Origin of the sequence: Serratia sp. CY31944 (assembly GCF_052169175.1) — a bacterium.
Classification (GTDB): Bacteria; Pseudomonadota; Gammaproteobacteria; order Enterobacterales; family Enterobacteriaceae; genus Serratia; species Serratia sarumanii.
In genome coordinates, this window is record NZ_JBJNLG010000007.1 from 114,174 (window position 1) to 133,277 (window position 19,104).

23 protein-coding genes are annotated in these 19,104 nt (G+C 60.4%); 9 read left to right on the forward strand and 14 right to left on the reverse strand.

The annotated features are described in order from the left end of the window. Window positions 1–142 precede the first annotated feature (142 nt). Window positions 143–784, forward strand: coding sequence for a peptide-methionine (S)-S-oxide reductase MsrA (gene msrA / locus ACJ8IN_RS10455; RefSeq protein WP_033648689.1), 642 nt, complete (start codon window positions 143–145; stop codon window positions 782–784). A 180-nt stretch (window positions 785–964) separates the two neighbouring features. Further along, the gene (locus ACJ8IN_RS10460; RefSeq protein WP_060422914.1) at window positions 965–2,290 is read left to right on the forward strand and encodes a hemolysin family protein; all 1,326 of its coding nucleotides are present in this window, start codon (window positions 965–967) and stop codon (window positions 2,288–2,290) included. Between the two features lie 73 nt (window positions 2,291–2,363). Here ACJ8IN_RS10460 and ACJ8IN_RS10465 read toward each other — a convergent pair whose 3' ends face one another. Then, window positions 2,364–2,570, reverse strand: a complete 207-nt coding sequence (locus ACJ8IN_RS10465) for a DUF1107 domain-containing protein (protein ID WP_033636801.1) — start codon at window positions 2,568–2,570, stop codon at window positions 2,364–2,366. Between the two features lie 330 nt (window positions 2,571–2,900). Here ACJ8IN_RS10465 and ACJ8IN_RS10470 point away from each other — a divergent pair, with 330 nt between their 5' ends. Beyond that, window positions 2,901–3,458, forward strand: a complete 558-nt coding sequence (locus tag ACJ8IN_RS10470) for a YtfJ family protein (protein ID WP_033636799.1) — start codon at window positions 2,901–2,903, stop codon at window positions 3,456–3,458. A gap of 1 nt (window position 3,459) precedes the next feature. Here ACJ8IN_RS10470 and cysQ read toward each other — a convergent pair whose 3' ends face one another. After that, window positions 3,460–4,200 (reverse strand): 3'(2'),5'-bisphosphate nucleotidase CysQ, encoded by a 741-nt coding sequence (gene cysQ / locus ACJ8IN_RS10475; RefSeq protein WP_033638653.1) that lies wholly within the window; start codon window positions 4,198–4,200, stop codon window positions 3,460–3,462. Between the two features lie 254 nt (window positions 4,201–4,454). Between cysQ and ACJ8IN_RS10480 the strand changes: the two genes are divergently transcribed. Beyond that, window positions 4,455–6,407: a bifunctional 2',3'-cyclic-nucleotide 2'-phosphodiesterase/3'-nucleotidase gene (locus tag ACJ8IN_RS10480; protein WP_060422913.1), complete on the forward strand. Its 1,953-nt coding sequence runs from the start codon at window positions 4,455–4,457 to the stop codon at window positions 6,405–6,407. 113 nt (window positions 6,408–6,520) lie between these two features. Continuing rightward, on the forward strand, window positions 6,521–7,186 hold the full coding sequence (gene ytfE, locus ACJ8IN_RS10485) for an iron-sulfur cluster repair protein YtfE (protein ID WP_033648691.1): 666 nt from the start codon (window positions 6,521–6,523) through the stop codon (window positions 7,184–7,186). A 43-nt stretch (window positions 7,187–7,229) separates the two neighbouring features. On the opposite strand, the gene fklB is transcribed toward ytfE, so the two are convergent. Then, on the reverse strand, window positions 7,230–7,850 hold the full coding sequence (fklB, locus tag ACJ8IN_RS10490; protein WP_004933618.1) for an FKBP-type peptidyl-prolyl cis-trans isomerase: 621 nt from the start codon (window positions 7,848–7,850) through the stop codon (window positions 7,230–7,232). A 267-nt stretch (window positions 7,851–8,117) separates the two neighbouring features. Here fklB and ACJ8IN_RS10495 point away from each other — a divergent pair, with 267 nt between their 5' ends. Beyond that, window positions 8,118–8,786: an OapA family protein gene (locus tag ACJ8IN_RS10495; protein ID WP_047569641.1), complete on the forward strand. Its 669-nt coding sequence runs from the start codon at window positions 8,118–8,120 to the stop codon at window positions 8,784–8,786. A 3-nt stretch (window positions 8,787–8,789) separates the two neighbouring features. On the opposite strand, the gene ACJ8IN_RS10500 is transcribed toward ACJ8IN_RS10495, so the two are convergent. From ACJ8IN_RS10500 to rpsF, 5 genes are all read right to left on the reverse strand, one after another. Beyond that, window positions 8,790–9,143 carry a DUF488 domain-containing protein gene (locus tag ACJ8IN_RS10500; protein WP_047569644.1) on the reverse strand — a complete coding sequence of 118 codons (354 nt, stop codon included), beginning with the start codon at window positions 9,141–9,143 and terminating at the stop codon, window positions 8,790–8,792. Between the two features lie 111 nt (window positions 9,144–9,254). Next, window positions 9,255–9,707: a 50S ribosomal protein L9 gene (gene rplI / locus ACJ8IN_RS10505; RefSeq protein WP_004933629.1), complete on the reverse strand. Its 453-nt coding sequence runs from the start codon at window positions 9,705–9,707 to the stop codon at window positions 9,255–9,257. 39 nt (window positions 9,708–9,746) lie between these two features. Beyond that, a complete protein-coding gene (rpsR, locus tag ACJ8IN_RS10510) occupies window positions 9,747–9,974 on the reverse strand; it encodes a 30S ribosomal protein S18 (RefSeq protein ID WP_000135199.1) in 228 nt (75 codons plus the stop codon). Between the two features lie 4 nt (window positions 9,975–9,978). Further along, on the reverse strand, window positions 9,979–10,296 hold the full coding sequence (gene priB / locus ACJ8IN_RS10515; protein ID WP_049233092.1) for a primosomal replication protein N: 318 nt from the start codon (window positions 10,294–10,296) through the stop codon (window positions 9,979–9,981). Between the two features lie 8 nt (window positions 10,297–10,304). After that, entirely contained in the window at window positions 10,305–10,703 is a 399-nt protein-coding gene (rpsF, locus tag ACJ8IN_RS10520; RefSeq protein ID WP_004933634.1) for a 30S ribosomal protein S6, read from the reverse strand. 453 nt (window positions 10,704–11,156) lie between these two features. Between rpsF and ACJ8IN_RS10525 the strand changes: the two genes are divergently transcribed. Further along, on the forward strand, window positions 11,157–11,423 hold the full coding sequence (locus ACJ8IN_RS10525) for a DUF1471 domain-containing protein (RefSeq protein WP_033636793.1): 267 nt from the start codon (window positions 11,157–11,159) through the stop codon (window positions 11,421–11,423). 95 nt (window positions 11,424–11,518) lie between these two features. On the opposite strand, the gene ACJ8IN_RS10530 is transcribed toward ACJ8IN_RS10525, so the two are convergent. Together ACJ8IN_RS10530 and yjfP are read right to left on the reverse strand one after the other, a co-directional pair. Further along, a complete protein-coding gene (locus ACJ8IN_RS10530; RefSeq protein WP_308325371.1) occupies window positions 11,519–11,881 on the reverse strand; it encodes a hypothetical protein in 363 nt (120 codons plus the stop codon). Between the two features lie 123 nt (window positions 11,882–12,004). Beyond that, complete coding sequence (gene yjfP, locus ACJ8IN_RS10535) at window positions 12,005–12,757, reverse strand: esterase (protein WP_308325370.1); 753 nt, start codon at window positions 12,755–12,757, stop codon at window positions 12,005–12,007. 126 nt (window positions 12,758–12,883) lie between these two features. On the opposite strand from yjfP, the gene bsmA reads away from it, so the two are divergent. Both bsmA and ACJ8IN_RS10545 read left to right on the forward strand, forming a co-directional pair. Further along, complete coding sequence (gene bsmA, locus ACJ8IN_RS10540; protein ID WP_308325369.1) at window positions 12,884–13,192, forward strand: biofilm peroxide resistance protein BsmA; 309 nt, start codon at window positions 12,884–12,886, stop codon at window positions 13,190–13,192. Between the two features lie 122 nt (window positions 13,193–13,314). Then, window positions 13,315–13,590, forward strand: coding sequence for a DUF1471 domain-containing protein (locus ACJ8IN_RS10545; RefSeq protein WP_049212709.1), 276 nt, complete (start codon window positions 13,315–13,317; stop codon window positions 13,588–13,590). On the opposite strand, the gene ACJ8IN_RS10550 is transcribed toward ACJ8IN_RS10545, so the two are convergent. The 4 genes from ACJ8IN_RS10550 to rnr form a co-directional block, all read right to left on the reverse strand. Continuing rightward, on the reverse strand, window positions 13,587–13,985 hold the full coding sequence (locus ACJ8IN_RS10550; protein ID WP_033636787.1) for a DUF350 domain-containing protein: 399 nt from the start codon (window positions 13,983–13,985) through the stop codon (window positions 13,587–13,589). The two genes, ACJ8IN_RS10545 and ACJ8IN_RS10550, sit on opposite strands and share 4 nt — an antisense overlap. Window positions 13,986–14,051: 66 nt before the next feature. Beyond that, window positions 14,052–15,680 carry an isovaleryl-CoA dehydrogenase gene (locus ACJ8IN_RS10555; RefSeq protein WP_033654894.1) on the reverse strand — a complete coding sequence of 543 codons (1,629 nt, stop codon included), beginning with the start codon at window positions 15,678–15,680 and terminating at the stop codon, window positions 14,052–14,054. 116 nt (window positions 15,681–15,796) lie between these two features. Further along, the gene (gene rlmB, locus ACJ8IN_RS10560; RefSeq protein WP_004933653.1) at window positions 15,797–16,528 is read right to left on the reverse strand and encodes a 23S rRNA (guanosine(2251)-2'-O)-methyltransferase RlmB; all 732 of its coding nucleotides are present in this window, start codon (window positions 16,526–16,528) and stop codon (window positions 15,797–15,799) included. A 61-nt stretch (window positions 16,529–16,589) separates the two neighbouring features. Then, window positions 16,590–19,064 (reverse strand): ribonuclease R, encoded by a 2,475-nt coding sequence (gene rnr, locus ACJ8IN_RS10565; protein WP_039567854.1) that lies wholly within the window; start codon window positions 19,062–19,064, stop codon window positions 16,590–16,592. Between the last annotated feature and the right edge of the window lie 40 nt (window positions 19,065–19,104).

Below are 19,104 nucleotides of genomic sequence, written 5' to 3' on the forward strand. Positions count from 1 at the left end.
TCTTCACTTTTGGCGCTCAAAATACTGCGTTAAGCTTATACATAAACCCAACTTGCCACTTATTGTGGGCAAAGACGCGGTGAGATACAACCGAACCGCCCCCATGTAGGGTCAATTCTTACTGTGACAACAGGAGTCAACCGTGGTGCCATTTTTTGATAAATCACAAACCGTCGATAAGGCAAGCGCGCTGCCTGGCCGCACCACGCCAATGCCTGTCGCAACGCTCAACGTGGTCACCGAACACTCGATGACCCAGGTGCCGGCAGGCATGGAGGTGGCGATCTTCGCCATGGGCTGTTTCTGGGGCGTTGAGCGCCTGTTCTGGCAGCAGCCGGGCGTCTACAGCACCGCCGCCGGCTACAGCGGCGGCTACACGCCGAACCCGACCTACCGCGAAGTGTGCAGCGGCCAGACCGGCCACGCCGAAGTGGTGCGCGTGGTGTTCGATCCGCAGGTCGTCAGCTACAAACAGCTGCTGCAGGTGTTCTGGGAAAATCACGATCCGGCACAGGGCATGCGCCAGGGCGGCGACGTCGGCACCCAGTACCGCTCGGCGATTTATACGCTGAGCCCGGAGCAGCAGGCCGAGGCGGAAAGCAGCCTGCAGCGCTTCCAGCAGGCGATGGAGGCGGCGGGCGACAAGCGCGTCATCACTACCGAGATCGCGCCGGCGCTGCCGTTCTATTACGCGGAAGACGATCATCAGCAGTACCTGTTCAAGAATCCGGAAGGCTACTGCGGGCTGGGCGGCATCGGCGTTTGCCTGCCGCCGCAGGGCTGATCCGATGCCGGCCGGCGGCACTTTTTTAACCGCTGGCGGCCCCTGTGGGGCAACTGCTATACTGTGCGGGCCGCTTCTGCGGCCCGATAGCTTCCCTTCTGGTTGTTATCGCTGCTTTTTTTACTATGTACTACCCTTCCTCAAGAGCGCCGGCATCCCGTCGGCACGTATGGATAGATTATGTTAAACAGTATTTTACTGATTCTTTTTCTGATCGCGGTGAGTGCGTTCTTCTCACTGTCGGAAATCTCTCTGGCCGCCTCGCGCAAGATCAAACTGAAGCTGATGGCGGACGAAGGCAACGTCAACGCCGCCAGAGTGCTTAAACTGCAAGAAACCCCAGGCATCTTCTTCACCGTGGTGCAGATCGGCCTGAACGCCGTGGCCATCCTCGGCGGTATCGTCGGCGACGCGGCTTTCTCTCCCACCTTCAAGGTGTTGTTCGATCGTTTCCTGTCGCCCGAACTGGCGGAACAGGTCAGCTTCATCTGCTCCTTCGTGCTGGTGACCAGCCTGTTTATCCTGTTCGCCGATTTGACCCCGAAGCGCATCGGTATGATTGCACCAGAGACGGTCGCCGTCCGGATCATCAACCCGATGCGTTTCTCCATCATGATCTTCCGCCCGCTGGTGTGGTTCTTCAACGGCATGGCCAACCTGATCTTCCGTATGTTCAAGCTGCCGATGGTGCGCAAGGACGACATCACCTCCGACGACATCTACGCGGTGGTAGAAGCCGGCGCCCTGGCGGGCGTGCTGCGCAAGCAGGAACATGAGCTGATTGAAAACGTGTTCGAACTGGAATCGCGCACCGTGCCGTCTTCGATGACCTCGCGCGAAAGCGTGGTGTACTTCGACCTGCGCGAAAGCGAAGAAAGCATCAAGGAGAAGGTCTCGACCCATCCGCACTCCAAGTTCCTGGTGTGCGACGGCCATATCGATCAGGTGGTCGGCTACGTCGATTCCAAAGACCTGCTGAACCGCGTGCTGGGCAACCAGAGCCTGGTGCTGAGCAGCGGCGTGCAGATCCGTTCGGCGCTGATCGTGCCGGATACGCTGACGCTGTCCGAAGCACTGGAAAGCTTCAAGACCGCCGGCGAAGACTTCGCGGTGATCCTCAATGAATATGCGTTGGTGGTGGGCATCATCACCCTCAACGACGTGATGACCACGCTGATGGGCGATTTGGTCGGCCAGGGCCAGGAAGAGCAGATCGTGGCGCGCGACGAAAGCTCATGGCTGATTGAGGGCGGCACGCCGATCGACGACGTGATGCGCGTGCTGGATATCGACGAGTTCCCGCAGGCGGGCAACTACGAGACCATCGGCGGCTTTATGATGTATATGCTGCGCAAGATCCCGAAACGCACCGACTTCGTCAAATACGCCGGCTACAAGTTCGAAGTGGTGGATATCGACAGCTACAAGATAGACCAGCTGCTGGTCACCCGGCTGAGCGACAAACCGGCGGCGGTGCTGCCGAAAGCGCCGGAAGATACCCTGTAGCTTGACGGCGATAAGACAAAAACATCAGCGGCCCCATCGGGGCCGCATTTTTTTACCGCTGTCAGCGAGGTGTTCACCCCATCTCGGCCTGCAGCAGCAGCACCTGACGGTTCACTTCAGACATCACGCTGAAATGGCGCTTGTCGCGAATCTTCGGCGGCAGGATTTTCCCCTCGTCGAATTCAAATGCGCCCACGTCCTTGATATACAGCCTTCCGCGAAACAGGGTCTTAACGTACTTCGCCACTTTCAAAGGGTTATAACGCTGGAAGATTCTCATTCTTTTACGCTCCTCCCGTTGATCCATGCGCTCAGCGAGCCGCCAAAGGTGGCAGCCTCGAAATTCAGAACGCAACTTGATTGCATGTAGTAGACCCAGTAAAGACCAGATCGTTCACTTCTGCCCGGTGATCTGCACTGGATTTACACTTTTTGACAGAATTGTATATGATAATTTATAACGTTTTCAGGATATCCCTTCAAAATCTGATGATTAGCGAACCAAGGGAAAATCTGCGATCCGGTTAACAGGACAGACCTCTTATCACATCCTATGCTTTAGGCTGTCGAAGTGCTGTCGCACAAATTCCCCCCATTACAAGGAGAAAGCATGAAAACAAGTCGCATGCTGATGGTATCCCTGCTGCTCGCCCCGCTTTTCGCTTCCGCGCACAACTTCCAGCTCCAGCAGCGCGTGGCGCCGGTCGGCGTCAGCGACAAAGGAGAGCTCAATTACGCTGAAGGTAATTTTAGCTACCAGAACTGGAACAGCGCGCAGCTCAGTGGAAAAGTGCGAGTGATACAACATATTGCCGGCCGCAGCTCCGCCAAAGACATGAACGACCCACTGATTGAAGCGATCAAGAAGGCGAAGCTACCACACGATCGTTACCAAACGACGACAATCGTCAACACCGACGATGCCCTGATGGGCACCGCGATGTTTGTGCGCAGCAGCATTGAAGACAGCAAGAAGGAGTTCCCGTGGTCGCAGTTTATCGTCGACAGCGACGGTAACGTGCGCAAGGCCTGGGATCTGCAGCCGAAAGGCTCCGCCATCGTGGTGCTGGATAAGCAAGGGCGCATTCAGTTTGCCAAAGACGGCGCGCTGACGCCGGAAGAGGTGCAGCAGGTGATGTCCAAGCTGCACCAGCTGTTGGCGAACTAACTCAGAACAGCGACACCCGGAAGCCGGGGTTGAGGAAGGATTCACGCGGGGTATAGAGCAACGGCTTGCCCTGCCAATCGTGAATTTGCGCCCCGGCGGCCACCGCCACCGCATGCCCTGCGGCGGTATCCCAAATGTTGGTCGGCCCGAAGCGCGGATAGAGCTGCGCCTTGCCTTCCGCCACCAGGCAAAACTTCAGCGAGGAGCCGACGGACACGGTCTGGTGCTCGCCCAGCTGCTGCAGATAATCTTTCAGCTCGTCGTCGATATGCGAGCGGCTCACCACCACCAGCGGCGGATGCGCGTTGCTGACGCCGATCGCCTGCCGCACGCCCTTCTCTTCTTTCCAGGCCTTGCCGCGCTCCGCCAGATACAATACGTCTATCGCCGGCGCGTACACTACGCCCATCACCGCCTGCCCCTCTTCAATCAGAGCGATATTGACCGTGAACTCACCGTTGCGGTGCAAGAACTCTTTGGTGCCGTCCAGCGGATCGACCAGCCAGTAACGCGTCCAGCTGCGGCGCTCTTCCCACGCCGGCGGATCTTCTTCCGACAGCAGCGGCACCTCCGGCGTCAGCGCCGCCAGGCCGCGCTTGATGATGTGATGCGCCGCCAGATCGGCCGCCGTCACCGGTGAATCATCTTTTTTCTGTGCGACATCAAGCGGTTGTTCACCGTCGTACACCGCCATGATCGCCGCCCCCGCCTCGCGGGACAGTTGGCAAATTCGCTCTAACATCATGCACCTCAACTCTGCATCTCCGTGGGAAATTTCCCTCTGTCTCTGCTAGCAGACTAGTTTTTTTTACGCCGAATATCCATCTCAACCGGCTAACCCCCGGGAATTCCTCAGATCTTGTTGGGCACAACTGTGAACTTCCCCGCGTTACCTGCCGCCGTTTTCTGCCACACTTCACAGTTTACTGTGGCAAGCAATGTTAATTACATTTCCCTCTGCGATAACACTCGAATAATGAAATGGAGAGCCCCCAAATGATGAAGCATCCCCTGACGCTGTCCGCGCTTGCGCTGCTGGTGTGCGCCTCGGCGCAGGCGGCGACCGTCGATCTGCGCGTGCTGGAAACCACCGATCTGCACAGCAACATGATGGACTTCGATTACTACAAGGACACACCGACCGACAAGTTCGGCCTGGTACGCACCGCCAGCCTGATCCAGCAGGCGCGCCAACAGGCTACCAACGCGGTGTTGGTGGACAATGGCGACATCATTCAGGGCAGCCCGCTCGGCGACTACATGGCGGCCAAGGGGTTGAAGCCGGGCGACGTGCACCCGGTCTATAAGGCGATGAACACGCTGGACTACGTGGTCGGCAACATCGGCAACCATGAATTCAACTACGGGCTGGACTACCTGAAGAACGCCATCGCCGGCGCCAAATTCCCGTACATCAACGCCAACGTCATCGACGCCAAAACGCAAAAACCGCTCTTCACGCCCTACATCATCGTCGATACGCCGGTGAAAGACCGCGACGGCAAGGCGCATACGCTGCGCATCGGCTACATCGGCTTCGTGCCGCCGCAGATCCTGGTGTGGGATAAAGCTAACCTGCAGGGCAAAGTGACGGTGGACGACATCACCGCCACCGCCAAGCGCTACGTGCCGGAAATGCGTAAACAGGGCGCCGATCTGGTGGTGGCGATCCCGCATTCCGGGCTATCCAGCGAGCCTTACAAGGCAATGGCGGAAAACTCGGTCTACTACCTCAGCCAGGTACCGGGCATCGACGCCATCATGTTCGGCCACGCCCATGCGGTGTTCCCGAGCAAGGACTTCGCCAACATCAAAGGCGCGGATATCGATAAAGGCCTGCTGAACGGCGTACCGGCGGTGATGCCGGGCCAATGGGGCGATCATCTCGGCGTGGTCGACCTGCAGCTCAACAACGATGGCGGCAGTTGGAAAGTGACCGCCGCCAAAGCGGAAGCGCGGCCGATCTACGACAAAGAGAACAAGAAATCGCTGGCGGCGGAAGATACCGCGCTGGTGAAAGTGTTGGCGGACGATCACAAGGGCACGCGCGAGTTCGTCAGCCAGCCGATCGGCAAATCCGACGGCAACATGTACAGCTACCTGGCGCTGGTGCAGGACGATCCGACGGTGCAGATCGTCAACAATGCGCAGAAGGCCTACGTTGAACATTACATTCAGGGCGATCCGGATCTGGCCGATCTGCCGGTGCTGTCGGCGGCGGCGCCGTTCAAGGTCGGCGGCCGCAAGAACGATCCGGCCAGCTTCGTCGAAGTGGAAAAGGGCCAGCTCACCTTCCGCAACGCCGCCGATCTCTATCTCTACCCCAATACCCTGGTAGTAGTGAAGGCCAGCGGCAAAGAGGTGAAAGAGTGGCTGGAGTGCTCCGCCGGCCAGTTCAACCAGATCGACGTCAACAGCGCCAAGCCGCAGGGCTTGATCAACTGGGACGGCTTCCGCACCTATAACTTCGACGTGATCGACGGCGTCAACTACCAGATCGACGTCAGCCAGCCGGCACGCTACGACGGCGAATGCCAGCTGATCAACGACAAGGCGGAGCGCATCAAGCAGCTGACCTTCAACGGCAAGCCGATCGATCCGAACGCCACCTTCCTGGTCGCCACCAACAACTACCGCGCCTACGGCGGCAAGTTTGCCGGCACCGGCGACAAACACATCGCCTTCGCTTCGCCGGATGAGAACCGTTCGGTGCTGGCGGCCTACATCAGCGCCGAAACCCAACGGCACGGCGCGGTGCATCCGCAGGCGGACAACAACTGGCGTTTGGCGACCTTCAGCAGCCAGCAGCCGCTGGATATCCGCTTCGAGACTTCGCCGTCGGACAAAGCGACGGCGTTTATCAAGGAGCACGCTCAATATCCGATGACCGCCGAGGGCAATGACAGTATCGGCTTCACGGTCTATCGCATCGATTTAAGCGCGAAATAATCACCCGGCCGGGGCAATCCCCCGGCCATCTTCGCTATTTTCCCACTGGCGCGCCCTTTAAATTGCATTTAAAATGCATGTTATAAGATTCCTTCGTTTAAAGAGGCACTACCATGGATTACCGCAACCAATCCCTTGGCGCGCTCGCCATCGCCATTCCCCGTGCATCCCGGCTGTTTCGCCAGCATCAGCTGGATTTCTGCTGCGGCGGCCGGCAGTCGCTGGCGCGCGCCGCCGAGCGTAAAGGGCTGGACATCGACCAGTTGGAGAACGCGCTGGCCGCACTCGCCGCCACGCCGGAACAAAGCCGGGACTGGCGCACAGCGCCGCTCGGTGAGGTGATCGATTACATTCTGCCGCGCTTTCATCAGCGGCACCGCGAGCAATTGGCCGAACTGGTGCTGATGGCGGAAAAAGTCGAACGCGTGCACGGCGACAAACCCAGCTGCCCGCGCGGGTTGGCGAAGCAGCTGAACCTGATCCGTCTGGATCTGGAGAATCACATGATGAAAGAGGAACAGATCCTGTTCCCACTGATCAAACAGGGCATGGGGCCGCAGGCCGCCGGACCGATTTCGGTGATGGAGCATGAACATGACGAGGCGGGTGAGCAGCTGGAAGTGGTGAAGTTCCTCACCGATAACGTGACGCCACCGGAGGGCGCCTGCACCACCTGGCGAGCGCTGTACACCGGCATCGATGAGTTTATCGGCGATCTGATGGAGCACATCAGCCTGGAAAACAATCTGCTGTTCCCGCGCGCGCTGCGCGGCGCATAAAATAAGGGCGCCACGAAGGCGCCCGGAGCAATCCTCGGCGGGATTACAGGATTTCCAGCAGCTCGACGTCGAACACCAGCGCGCTGAACGGCGGGATGGACGCGCCTGCGCCACGCTCGCCGTAGGCCAGGTTATGCGGGATATACAGCTGCCATTTGGAGCCGACCGGCATCAGGGTCAGCGCTTCGATCCAGCCTGGGATCACGCCGCTGACCGGGAATTCTGCCGGCTGGCCGCGCTCGACCGAGCTGTCGAACACGTCGCCGTTGATCAGACGACCGGTGTAGTGCACGCGCACGCGGTCCTGACGGGACGGGATCGGGCCGTTGCCCTGCTCCAGCACGGAGAACTGCAGGCCGGACTCGGTCAGCGTCACGTCGTCGCGCTTGGCGTTGTCGTCCAGGAATTTCTGGCCTTCAACGGCCATCGCCTGCTGGCGCTCGCGGCGCACCGCGTCCGCACGCTCGTGGATTTCACGCAGCGCACGGTGCACCACGTCTACCGGAACCGCCGGGGCATTCCCTTCCAGCGCGTCACGCAGGCCCGCCAGCAAAGCTTCCGGTTGCAAACCTTCCAGCCCGGACTCTTGCAGCTGCTGGCCGACCTGTAAACCAATCCCGTAACTTGCTTGCGCTTCAACGCTGTCAAAAGAAGGGGTTGTCATGGGGTTTTCCTTAAGTCTGTAAAAAGTCGAAAGCGCAGCATAACAGCGCGTCAATGCCGGGTAAAATCTTGTGTGGAGAATGATGACTTTTGTCGTAGAAAAAGAAACAATAACCTTCTGTTAACGCCCGCAGCCGCAAACCCCGGCCCTGCCGCTCAGCTGCCTTTCGCTTCAATCAGTTAGCGGACTATACTGAAAGCAGGATATCGGGCAGGCGAGGCGCTTGCCGCGCCGCGCTAATTACTACGCCGTCGAAGAGAGGTCACCATGGGCAGAATCGCGCCCAGGAGAAGGAAAACCACCCGCATCTACCAGCCGCTGCTGCGCACCTGGCTGAATGTCAGCCAGCGCCTGAAACCGGGCGCCGCACCCACGTCTGAAGGCGCGGAACCGCCATCGGAGCCACCGCCGGCCAACGACAAAATGCAGCAGGTCAAAGCGCTGCTGGCCAAAGTCTGGCATCTGCCGGACGGTTTCCATTGGATGGAGCCACTGCCCTACTTCCACCGCCGCTGGGTGCTGATCTTCGGCATCATCCTGCTGCTGGCCCTGCTGTGGCCGTACTCGCCCGAAAGACAGCCGTTCCCGGTTTCCCAGCAGGAAACCAGCGTGCCGCTGCAGGCCGATCTGCAAAACGGCGGCACCACGTCTGCCAACGAACCAACGCCGGCGGGCAACTGGCAGCGTTATCAGATCCAGCCCGGCCAGACCCTGGCCCAGCTGTTTCGCGACAACAATCTGCCGGTGAATGAAGTGTTCGCCATGGCGCAGGTGGAAGGCGGCGACAAGCCGCTGAGCAACATGAAAGCCGGCCAGGAAGTGCGCATCGAACGCGGCGCCAACGGCGTGATTAACGCGCTGTCGGTGACCACGGTGGACAACAGCCAGGCGCTGTTCCGCCGCCAGGCCGACGGCAGCTACCGCCGGGAACGCTAATCCCTACAGCTGCGCCAGCAAAAACTCGCGCAGCACCACGCCCTGGTTGTGCTCGGTATCTTTGCTGCCATACAGCAGCGTCAGCGTTTGCCCCTGCCGTAACAGCGCCACCAGCGGCTGCCAGGCGTCGTTGGCCGCTAGCTGTTGGCGGTAACGCGCCTCGAAGACCGCCCACTGGTCGGTATGCTGATGGAACCACTTGCGCAGTTCGTCATCCGGCGCCACCTGTTTCAGCCACTGCACGCCCGTCAGCCGCGCCTTGCTGATGCCGCGCGGCCATAGCCTGTCTATCAGATAACAGTGTTCCGGCGCCGGCGCGCTGAAATCATAAACCCGCTGTAGCGTAATCTTTGCCATCGCACGCTCTCCTTTTCATCCCGTCTTCAAGCGTAGCGCGTTTTGCCGGGCGCAGAAAAGCAAAACGCCAGCGCGAGGCTGGCGTTTTAACCGGGTTAACAGCAGCGTAAATTACGCTTCTGCAACCACAACTACATTCAGCTGTGCGAACACGTCGCTGTGTACCTGGAAGTGCACTTCGTGCTCACCAGTGGTACGCAGAACGCCGTTCGGCAGACGAACTTCGCTCTTGGCAACTTCAACGCCTGCCGCAGTCACTGCGTCAGCGATGTCGCGGGTGCCGATAGAGCCGAACAGTTTACCTTCGTCGCCAGATTTGGAAGCGATGGTGACTGAACCCAGTTCGTTGATCTTGGTTGCGCGAGCTTCAGCAGCAGCCAGAACGTCAGCCAGTTTGGCTTCCAGTTCAGCACGGCGTGCTTCGAAGAACTCAACGTTTTTCTTGGTAGCAGGAACAGCTTTGCCCTGTGGTACCAGGAAGTTACGAGCGTAGCCCGCTTTAACGTTAACTTGATCACCCAGGCTGCCCAGGTTTGCTACTTTATCAAGCAGAATAACTTGCATTACCTTATCCTCTCAAAGTCGTTAATGGACAGTGGCCGATTACTGATGACGATCAGTGTACGGCAACAAAGACAGGTAGCGCGCGCGCTTGATAGCACGGGCCAGCTGGCGCTGATATTTTGCACGAGTACCGGTGATACGGCTCGGTACAATTTTACCACTTTCGGTGATGTAGTTTTTCAGCGTAGCGATGTCTTTATAGTCAATCTCTTGAACGCCTTCCGCGGTGAAACGGCAGAACTTGCGACGACGGAAATAACGTGCCATTTGGCTAGTCTCCAGAATCTATCAATTCAATCTGCTCGGCATGCAGAACCAATTTGCTCAGCCCGTTGCGCCCTTGATGGCAGCTTACAAAGCCTTGCACGGTAATCTGACTGCCGACCGTTAATCTTTGAGTTAGTGCTTGTGACTGTTGTCCGCTGACAACCACGGGCATTCGGCACCATGCTTGTCTGCTGAATCCGGCTTCCATCTGCTGCGAACGGTGCTCTAGCACAAATTGGCAGTGCGGTATCCCGGAAGGACTCACTTTTCGAACCGGCGCCTTGCACACAGTGCCCGACAAAACCAGACGATTAGCCGTCACGGCGGCAATTACTCTTCAGAATCCCCAGCATCTGCATCATCTGCGGTTTCGTTAGCGAAGTCTTCGCGGCGATCGCCACGACGTTCGTCTTTCGCTTTAACCATCGGAGATGCTTCAGTTACCGCGTGCTTAACGCGCATAACCATGCTGCGGATAACGGCGTCGTTGAAGCGGAAGTTAGTTTCCAGCTCATCGATCGCTTCCTGCGGCGCTTCAACGTTCAGCAGAACGTAGTGAGCCTTGTGCAGTTTGTTGATCGGATAAGCCAGCTGACGGCGGCCCCAGTCTTCCAGACGGTGAATCTGACCTTGCGCGTTAGTGATGGTAGCACTGTAACGCTCGATCATGCCCGGAACCTGTTCGCTTTGGTCAGGATGGACCATAAAAACGATTTCGTAATGACGCATCGAATTGCTCCTTACGGATTATTCAGCCTCCTGTCAGGGTCAACCGCGGCCCATGGAAGCAAGGAACGTGTTTAGTGTGCGGCTGAAAAATGACGCGTAATCATACTGACGCAGGGCGGGAAACTCAAGGACTGCGTGGGTTTTATTCGCGTTAATGCGAGGCGTTATGGGAAATAGCACGATTTGCTCGTGGGAGAACCTATGTACGCCGATCCATCGGTTTCAAAAATCTTTCAATGAAATCAGCGCTGAGTCACAAATCTATTTCACTTTTTTTGAAAGAGGCCATCAAAAGACCCCGCTTTTTAATCCGCCGCAACGGACTAAAATTAACCATATCCGCCGCAGACAGCGCGACGAAAAAGATTCCAGGTTATTCAATGCAGATAAATGACTTTTTGCCGCAGCGACACTCGCTGTCAGGCCGTAACGGCAAAAAGTAAGAGAGGCACTATGAAACGCATCATTCTCGCAACGGCGCTGGCCGCCCTGTTCTCCGCCAACGTAATGGCCGCCACGGAGATCACGTCGCACCAGGCCGATCAACGCCAGAGCGTCGGCTTCGTCACCCTGAACCAGAACGTGGTTTCGCCGGATGACGCCAGCAGCCAGGTCAGTAAAATCGCCGATCAACGCGGCGCGACCTCTTATCGCATCATCGCCCTGCACGAACCGGGCGACAACAGCACGATGCACGTCAGCGCCGAGCTGTATCGCTAAGAGACAAGCCACGCCAGGGAAATCCCCAGGGCTTCATCAGAAAGCCCGTTCAGTCCGCACCGGAGCGCCGCCCGTTGGGCGCTCCGCTTTCCTCATCACAGCTTGAGCAGCGCCGGCATGCTGAACGCCTTGCCCGGATTGTGCAATTGCAGCGCCGTCCGCAGATAGTTCGTTCGCGTTTGCAGCAGCTCTGCGCTTTCCGCCAGCGTCGCCCGCTGTTCGAACGAGAGCGTACCTGCTGCCACGGGGTGAGTGGGCGCCGCTTTCGCCGCGGAGGCGAACAGCGCCGTCACGTTTTGCATCGTCTGCGCGGTGATGCGCGACAGCGGATTCGCCTTGTTTTGCCGCGCCTTGCCGTCGGCGGCCCCCAACATCTCGCTGAAGGCCGCTGAGTTAAGCTCAGCGCGTGCTTTCATCGTTCCCATTAAACCGGCCGCACTGCCGATGTTCTTTATCATGCCCTCTGCTCCTTGCTGCCCTGAAAGAATTCACGCTGACATTCTCGCCCTCGTTCGGCCAAACGATGGCCGAAACAGCAGGCGCAGAGCGGCGCAATTCCACGCATCGCTCCCAGACGCGCATTACAGCTCGCGGCGGAAGAAGTCGGCCGTGGCGGACAACGCCAGCGGCGTGATGCGGTGTTTCACGCCCGGTTCGACGAGCGACGTCAAACGGCCGTCCACGCCTTGCCGCCGCAGTTCGGCCGCCAAACGCAGGCTGTCCGCCGCCGGCACCACGTCATCCGCCTCGCCGTGCCAAAGCAGCAGCGGCCGCCCGGCGATCGCCGCCAAGCGCCCTTCCAGCTCATACTCCGCCAGCACGGCGGTGCGCGCCGCAAACGCCGCCGGCGAGAGCGCCTCGCCCTCTTCGCCCAACGGCGGATACAGCGTTTGCGCCAGCGAACGATAATAGCCGGAACCCATCAGGCTGGCGGCCGCCCGGACCCACGGGAAGCGCGCGAAGGCGCCAAGCGCGGTCATGCCCCCCATAGAGGCGCCGGCGACGCCGATACGCCCGTCGGCAATCAGGCCGAGCCGCTCAAAATGCGCCTTGATCTGCGGCAGCTCGTCGATATTGCTGCGCAGGATCTCCCAAAACGTGGCCAGACGCCGCACCTCATCGCCGTCGAACCGCTCGCCGTGCCGATCGGCATCCGGCAACACCACCCGAAAACCGACGCGCGCCAGCGCATAGGCGAAGTAGGCGTACACCTCTTTCGACGAGGTATAGCCGTGACAGAAGAACACCGTCGGCAAGGGCCGGTGATAGTGCCCTGCGGGGACAGCATGGATCACCGCGATATCGCCCGCCCGCTCGTCATGAATTTCGATCATCCGTTCATCCTCAACGCACCTGTTGGCACTCATCATGACAAACTTGCGCCGGCCAGCGTTAGCTCAATCTGTTCCTGCTTATATTGCGTTACACTGAAGCCATCTACCGGCTCTTCCGAGGTCATCATGACGCTTGTCCGTACACTCATCATCCTGACGCTGGCCGCACAGCTTTCCGCCTGCGGCATCATGACCACCACGCCGAAACCGCCGCCGCCGCCCACCGCACAGGCGCAGGAGATCGTCCGCGCGCAGACCGCCGAGCTGGTGAAGATAGGTACCGTCACCGCCGTAGTGCGCGGCAGCCCGATGGACGTGGAAGCGGAGATCCAGCGCAAGGCCACCGCCGCCGGCGCCCGGTATTACGTGATCATCATGAACAGCGAAACCGTCATGCCGGGCCAATGGTATTCCCAGGCGATCCTGTATCGGTAAGGCGAGGATTTTTTAAGCAGATTTACACTGGCTTTGCACAGGCTGAAGTTGGGTGTTGCACAGTGGCGGACAGCATGCCGCATGTTGCGGGTGCGATTCAGGATCTGACGAAGGGGAACGCCATGAAACGCTCCACCGCACTCACCTCCCTCCTGCTTTCAGCGGGGCTGCTCAGCACCGGCGCACAGTCCGCCGAACTGGCGCCCGCCGATCGCGTGACGCCGCTCAGTGAAATCGCCGAGATCACCTTTAACGATCTGCCCGGTTCACCGCAGGAGGCGGAGCAGGCCATCGCCCGCACCGCCGGCCAGCACGGCGCCAGCTATTACCGCATCCTGCGGATGGAAGAACAGGCGCACCCGCTTGGCTGGCGCGCCTCGGCCATCTTATACCTTTAGTAGCTCATGCAAGCCGCATTCAACACGCCGCCGCTGACGGAGACGCCCCCCAGGAAAATCCCGGCGGCCAGGTGGTTCGCTTCGATCTTGTCACTGATGCGCGGCATGTAGATCTTCACGGCCGCGAACAACAGCAGTTGCACCACCAGCGCCACCACGCCCCACAGCAGGTAATCCAGCAGGCTGATCGAGTTGATCGCCGCGCTGGCCAACGGGATCACATACCCCAGGCAAGCGCCGATGAAAGCAAAGGCGGCGGATTGGTTATCGGCCTTGATCAACGCCCATTCGTCGTGCGGGGTGATGCGGGTATAGACGAACAGAAACACCAAAACCATGGCGAAACCGCTGAAGAAGTAAGAGGCGAACGCCGCCAACGCGCTGAGAATATCCATGTGCATTTTCCTGTCAGAGTGAGACTGAATTAAAAAGGTTTTCGCCGCCGCGCGCCACCCTTTTCCCTAACCGCCGATGGCGCGGTTCAGCAGCAGTTCGCACACCTCGGCCGACAGCAGGCTCTCGCCGCGGTGATCCAGCGTCAGATGGCACCAGGCGTCGGCTACCTGCGGGCTGGCGTGCTGCAGCAGCTGCGCGGCGCAGCACAGATCGAACAGCTGCTGGGTCAGCAGCCGCCCCATCTCCTCACTCGGTTGCCGGGCGCGCTGCTGCCACTGCCGCCAGGCATGATCGAACAACCGATTCTGGCCGCGCACCGGCTGCAGTTCGAACTGCAGCATCTCGAGCGCGCCCGGCAGTTTGTGCAGGCTGCGCAATACGTCCAGACACATGATGTTGCCGGAACCTTCCCAGATGCTGTTGACCGGCATCTCGCGATACAGGCGCGGCAGCTCGCTCTCTTCGCAGTAGCCGATGCCGCCCAGCACCTCCATCGCCTCGGCGATGAACGGCATGCCCTGGCGGCAGATGCTGTATTTGGCCGCCGGGGTCAGCAGGCGGCTGTAGATCAGTTCGCCCTCATTGCTGCGGCTCTCCCAGGCGCGGGCCAGCCGGAACAGCAACGCGGTATGCCCTTCCAGCCGCAGCGCCATGCGCGCCAGAACCTGACGCATCAGCGGCTGTTCGATCAAGAGCTTGCCGAACGCCTGCCGCTGCAGCGCATGATACAGCGCCACCGACAACCCGCGGCGCATCAGGCCGTGGCTGCCGAGCGAGCAGTCGAAACGGGTCAGGCCGCCCATCTTCAGGATATGCCGCACGCCGTCGCCCTCCTCCCCCAGCAGCCAGGCGGTGGCGTCCTGAAATTCCACTTCGCTACTGGCGTTGGAACGGTTGCCCAGCTTGTCTTTCAACCGCTCCAGGCGAATGGCGTTGCGGCTGCCGTCCGGCAAAATGCGCGGCAGGAAGAAGCAGGACAACCCGCCTTCGGCCTGCGCCAACACCAGGTGCGCATCGCTCTGCGGCACCGAGAAGAACCACTTGTGCCCCACCAGCCGGTAGGCTTCACCCGGCCCGCGCGCGCCGAGCGGCGCGGCGGTGGTGGTATTGCTCAGCACATCGGAGCCGCCCTGTTTCTCCGTCATGCCCATGCCGATCAGCAGGCCGCGCTTTTGCCCGCCAGGCAGCAGGTGAGCGTCATAACGATCCGACAGCAGCGGCGTCAGCCATGAGCGAAACTCGGCCGGTAACGCCTGCAGCAACAGCGGCGTAGCGCCGAAGGTCATGGTCACCGGGCACAGCGTGCCGGCCTCGACCTGCGCATGCAGCATAAAGCGCGCGGCGCGCGCCACGAAGGAACCGATGCGCGCATCCTCCTGCCAGGGCAGGTTGTGCACCCGGTTGGCGATCAGCCCCTGCATCAGGATATGCCAGGCGGGGTGAAAGCGAACATCGTCCAGCCGCTGGCCGGTGGCGTCGTAGCGCAGCAGCTCCGGCGGGTTGGCATTGGCCAGGCGCCCCAGCTCCAGCGACTCCTGGGTGCCGAGCTGCTGGCCCAGCGAGGCCAATACCTCGGCATCCCAGCCGCCCTGCTCGCGCTGCAACGCTTCGCGCAGCGGCGTATCGGAGAGAAACAGGTTGCTGTTGCCCAGCGGCTTGGGTTGGTTAAAAACGGTGTGCGTAGTCCAGACCATGAGAGTGCTCCCTGAGAAAAGCGTCAGGAGTAAGTATGGTCGGCGCAGAGATTTCTGCCGCAGGCGGGATCACAAGAGGGGGAATTAACGGGAGCACTAAGCCCCCGTCAGAAGAATCAGCCGCGCTGGCGCACCGCTTCGAACAGGCAGATGCCGGTGGCGACCGACACGTTCAGCGAAGAGACGGTGCCGGCCATCGGGATGCTGATCAGTTCGTCGCAGTGTTCGCGGGTCAGACGGCGCATGCCTTCGCCTTCCGCGCCCATCACCAGCGCCATCGGGCCGGTCATTTTGCTCTGATACAGCGTATGGTCGGCTTCGCCGGCGGTGCCCACCACCCAAACGTTCATTTCCTGCAGCAGACGCAGCGTGCGCGCCAGGTTGGTCACGCGGATCAGCGGCACGTTTTCGGCGGCGCCGCAGGCCACTTTCTTGGCGGTGGCGTTCAGCTGGGCGGAACGGTCGCGCGGCACGATCACCGCGTGCACGCCGGCAGCGTCGGCGCTGCGCAGGCAGGCGCCGAGGTTGTGCGGGTCGGTCACGCCGTCCAGCACCAGCAGGAACGGTGTCTCCACGCTTTCCAGCAGGCCCGGCAGATCGTTCTCCTGATACTGACGCCCCTCGCGCACCCGGGCGATGATCCCCTGGTGCACCGCGCCTTCAACCTTGTCATCCAGCCATTGGCGGTTCGCCACCTGGATCACGATGCCGGTCGCTTCCAGCTCGGCGATCAGCGGTTGCAGGCGACGATCTTCGCGGCCTTTCAGGATAAACACTTCCAGGAAGCGTTGCGGATCGCGCTCTAACAGGGCTTTGACGGCGTGGATGCCGTAAATAATTTCGCTCATGATGCTCTTTTAAATTCGTGCGGCCGGCGATAACCGGCCGATGATAACGATGTGCGGCAGGTTAAGCCTGCTCGGCACCTTTCTTCTTGGCTGCGCGTTTGGCTTTGGTCGCCGCCGCGATTTTCCGCGTTTTGTCGGACGCTTTCTTGGCTTTCTTTTTCGCCTTCTTCACGTTGTCCGCGGGCTTGGCGTCGTCCTGCTTGCGGAAGGCGCTGTCCGGCTCGAAGTTGGCCGGCGGTTTGCCGCCGCGGCGCTTGCCGCGCCCCGCGTTGCCGTTGTCGCGCAGCGTGCGCTGGCCGCCCTTCTTGGCGCGATCGCGCTCGGTTTTACCTTCACCGCGCGCTTTGCGGGTGCTGGACACCAGCGCGAAGTCAATCTTGCGCTCGTCCATATGCACCGCGTCCACGCGGATCTCCACCGTATCCCCCAGGCGATAGACGGTGCCGGAAGATTCGCCGATCAGGCGCTGGCCGATATTATCGTAGCGATAGTAATCATTATCCAGCGTTGATACGTGCACCAGCCCGTCGATGAACAGATCGTTCAGGCGCACGAAGAAACCGAAGCCGGTCACGCTGGAGATGATGCCGCTGAACACTTCACCGACGTGATCCTGCATGAAGTCACACTTCAGCCAGTCGGCGACGTTGCGCGTCGCTTCGTCCGCGCGGCGCTCGGTCATCGAGCAGTGTTCGCCCAACTGCAGCATCTCTTCGAATTCGCTGTGCCAGCCGCCGGTCGGCGTCCAGCGCTCTTTCGGCTCGCCGTGTTCTTTGGCCAGCTGATATTTGATCGCGCGGTGCAGCGCCAGATCCGGATAACGGCGGATCGGCGAAGTGAAGTGGCCGTAAGACGCCAGCGCCAGGCCGAAGTGGCCGCGGTTTTCCGGATCGTAAATCGCCTGCTTCATCGAACGCAGCAACATGGTTTGCAGCATTTCGTGGTCAGGACGCTCGGACACTTCATCCATCAGCACCGCATAGTCCTTCGGCTGCGGCTTGTTGCCGCCGCCCAGCGTCAGCCCCAGCTCGCTCAGCACGCTGCGCAGCGCGGAGATGTGGTCGTCGCTCGGACGATCGTGCACGCGGTACAGCGCCGGCTCGTTGCGTTTCTCGACGAAGCGCGCGGCCGCCACGTTGGCCATGATCATGCACTCTTCGATCAGCTTGTGGGCGTCGTTGCGCACCGTCGGCTCCACGCGCTCGATGCGACGCTCGGCGTTGAAAATGAACTTGGCTTCTTCGGTTTCAAACGCGATGCCGCCGCGCTCGGCGCGCGCCTTATCCAGCACCTTGTACATCGCGTGCAGCTCTTCCAGGTGCTTGACCAGCGGATGGTAGTGCTCGCGCAGCTCCTGATCGCCCTGCAGAATGTGCCACACCTTGTTGTAGGTCAGGCGAGCATGCGAGCTCATCACCGCCTCGTAAAACTTGGCCGTAGACAGGCGCCCCTGGGCGGAGATGGTCATCTCGCACACCATGCACAGGCGATCGACCTGCGGGTTCAGGGAGCACAGCCCGTTGGACAACACTTCCGGCAGCATCGGGATCACCTGCGATGGGAAGTACACCGAGTTGCCGCGGCTGCGCGCTTCGTCGTCCAGCGCGGTGCGCGGGCGCACGTAGTAACTGACGTCGGCGATCGCCACCCACAGGCGCCAGCCGCCGCCGCGTTTCTTCTCACAGTACACGGCGTCATCGAAGTCGCGTGCGTCTTCACCGTCGATGGTGACCAACGGCAGCTTGCGCAGATCGACGCGGCCCTTCTTGGCCGCTTCCGGCACCTGCTCGCTGAGATCGGCCACCTGTTTTTCCACCTGCGGCGGCCAGGTATGCGGGATCTCATGGGTGCGCAGCGCGATATCCACCGCCATACTGGTGCCCATCTTGTCGCCGAGGATCTCGACGATCTTGCCGACCGCCTTGGTGCGGCGGGTCGGGCGCTGAGTCAGCTCCACCACCACCATAAAGCCCATGCGCGCGCCGCTGACGCTGTCCGCCGGGATCAGAATATCGAAGCTCAGACGGCTGTCGTCCGGCACCACGAAGCCGGTACCAGCGTCCATGAAGAAGCGGCCGACAATCTGGCTGGTTTTCGGCACCAGCACGCGAACGATGCGCGCTTCGCGGCGCCCTTTGCGATCCGCGCCCAGCGCCTGCGCCAACACCACGTCACCGTGGATCGCCATTTTCATCTGTTCAGCAGACAGGTACAGATCGTCTTTGCTGCCTTCAACGCGCAGGAAGCCATAGCCGTCGCGGTGGCCGATCACCGTGCCGCGCAGCAGATCCAGACGCTCCGGCAGCGCGTAGCACTGGCGGCGGGTAAACACTAACTGGCCATCGCGCTCCATGGCTCGCAGGCGGCGACGCAGCGCTTCCAGCTGCTCTTCACCGCTGAGGCCCAGTTCGTTGCCCAGTTCTTCGCGGCTGGCCGGCGTTTCTCTTTTCGCCAAATGGGCCAGGATATATTCACGACTGGGGATAGGGGATTCGTATTTTTCTGCTTCTCGTTCCAGGAATGGATCTTGTGACATTGCGGTTCCTCCGTTGTCATCAGCAGGATGACGTTGAGCC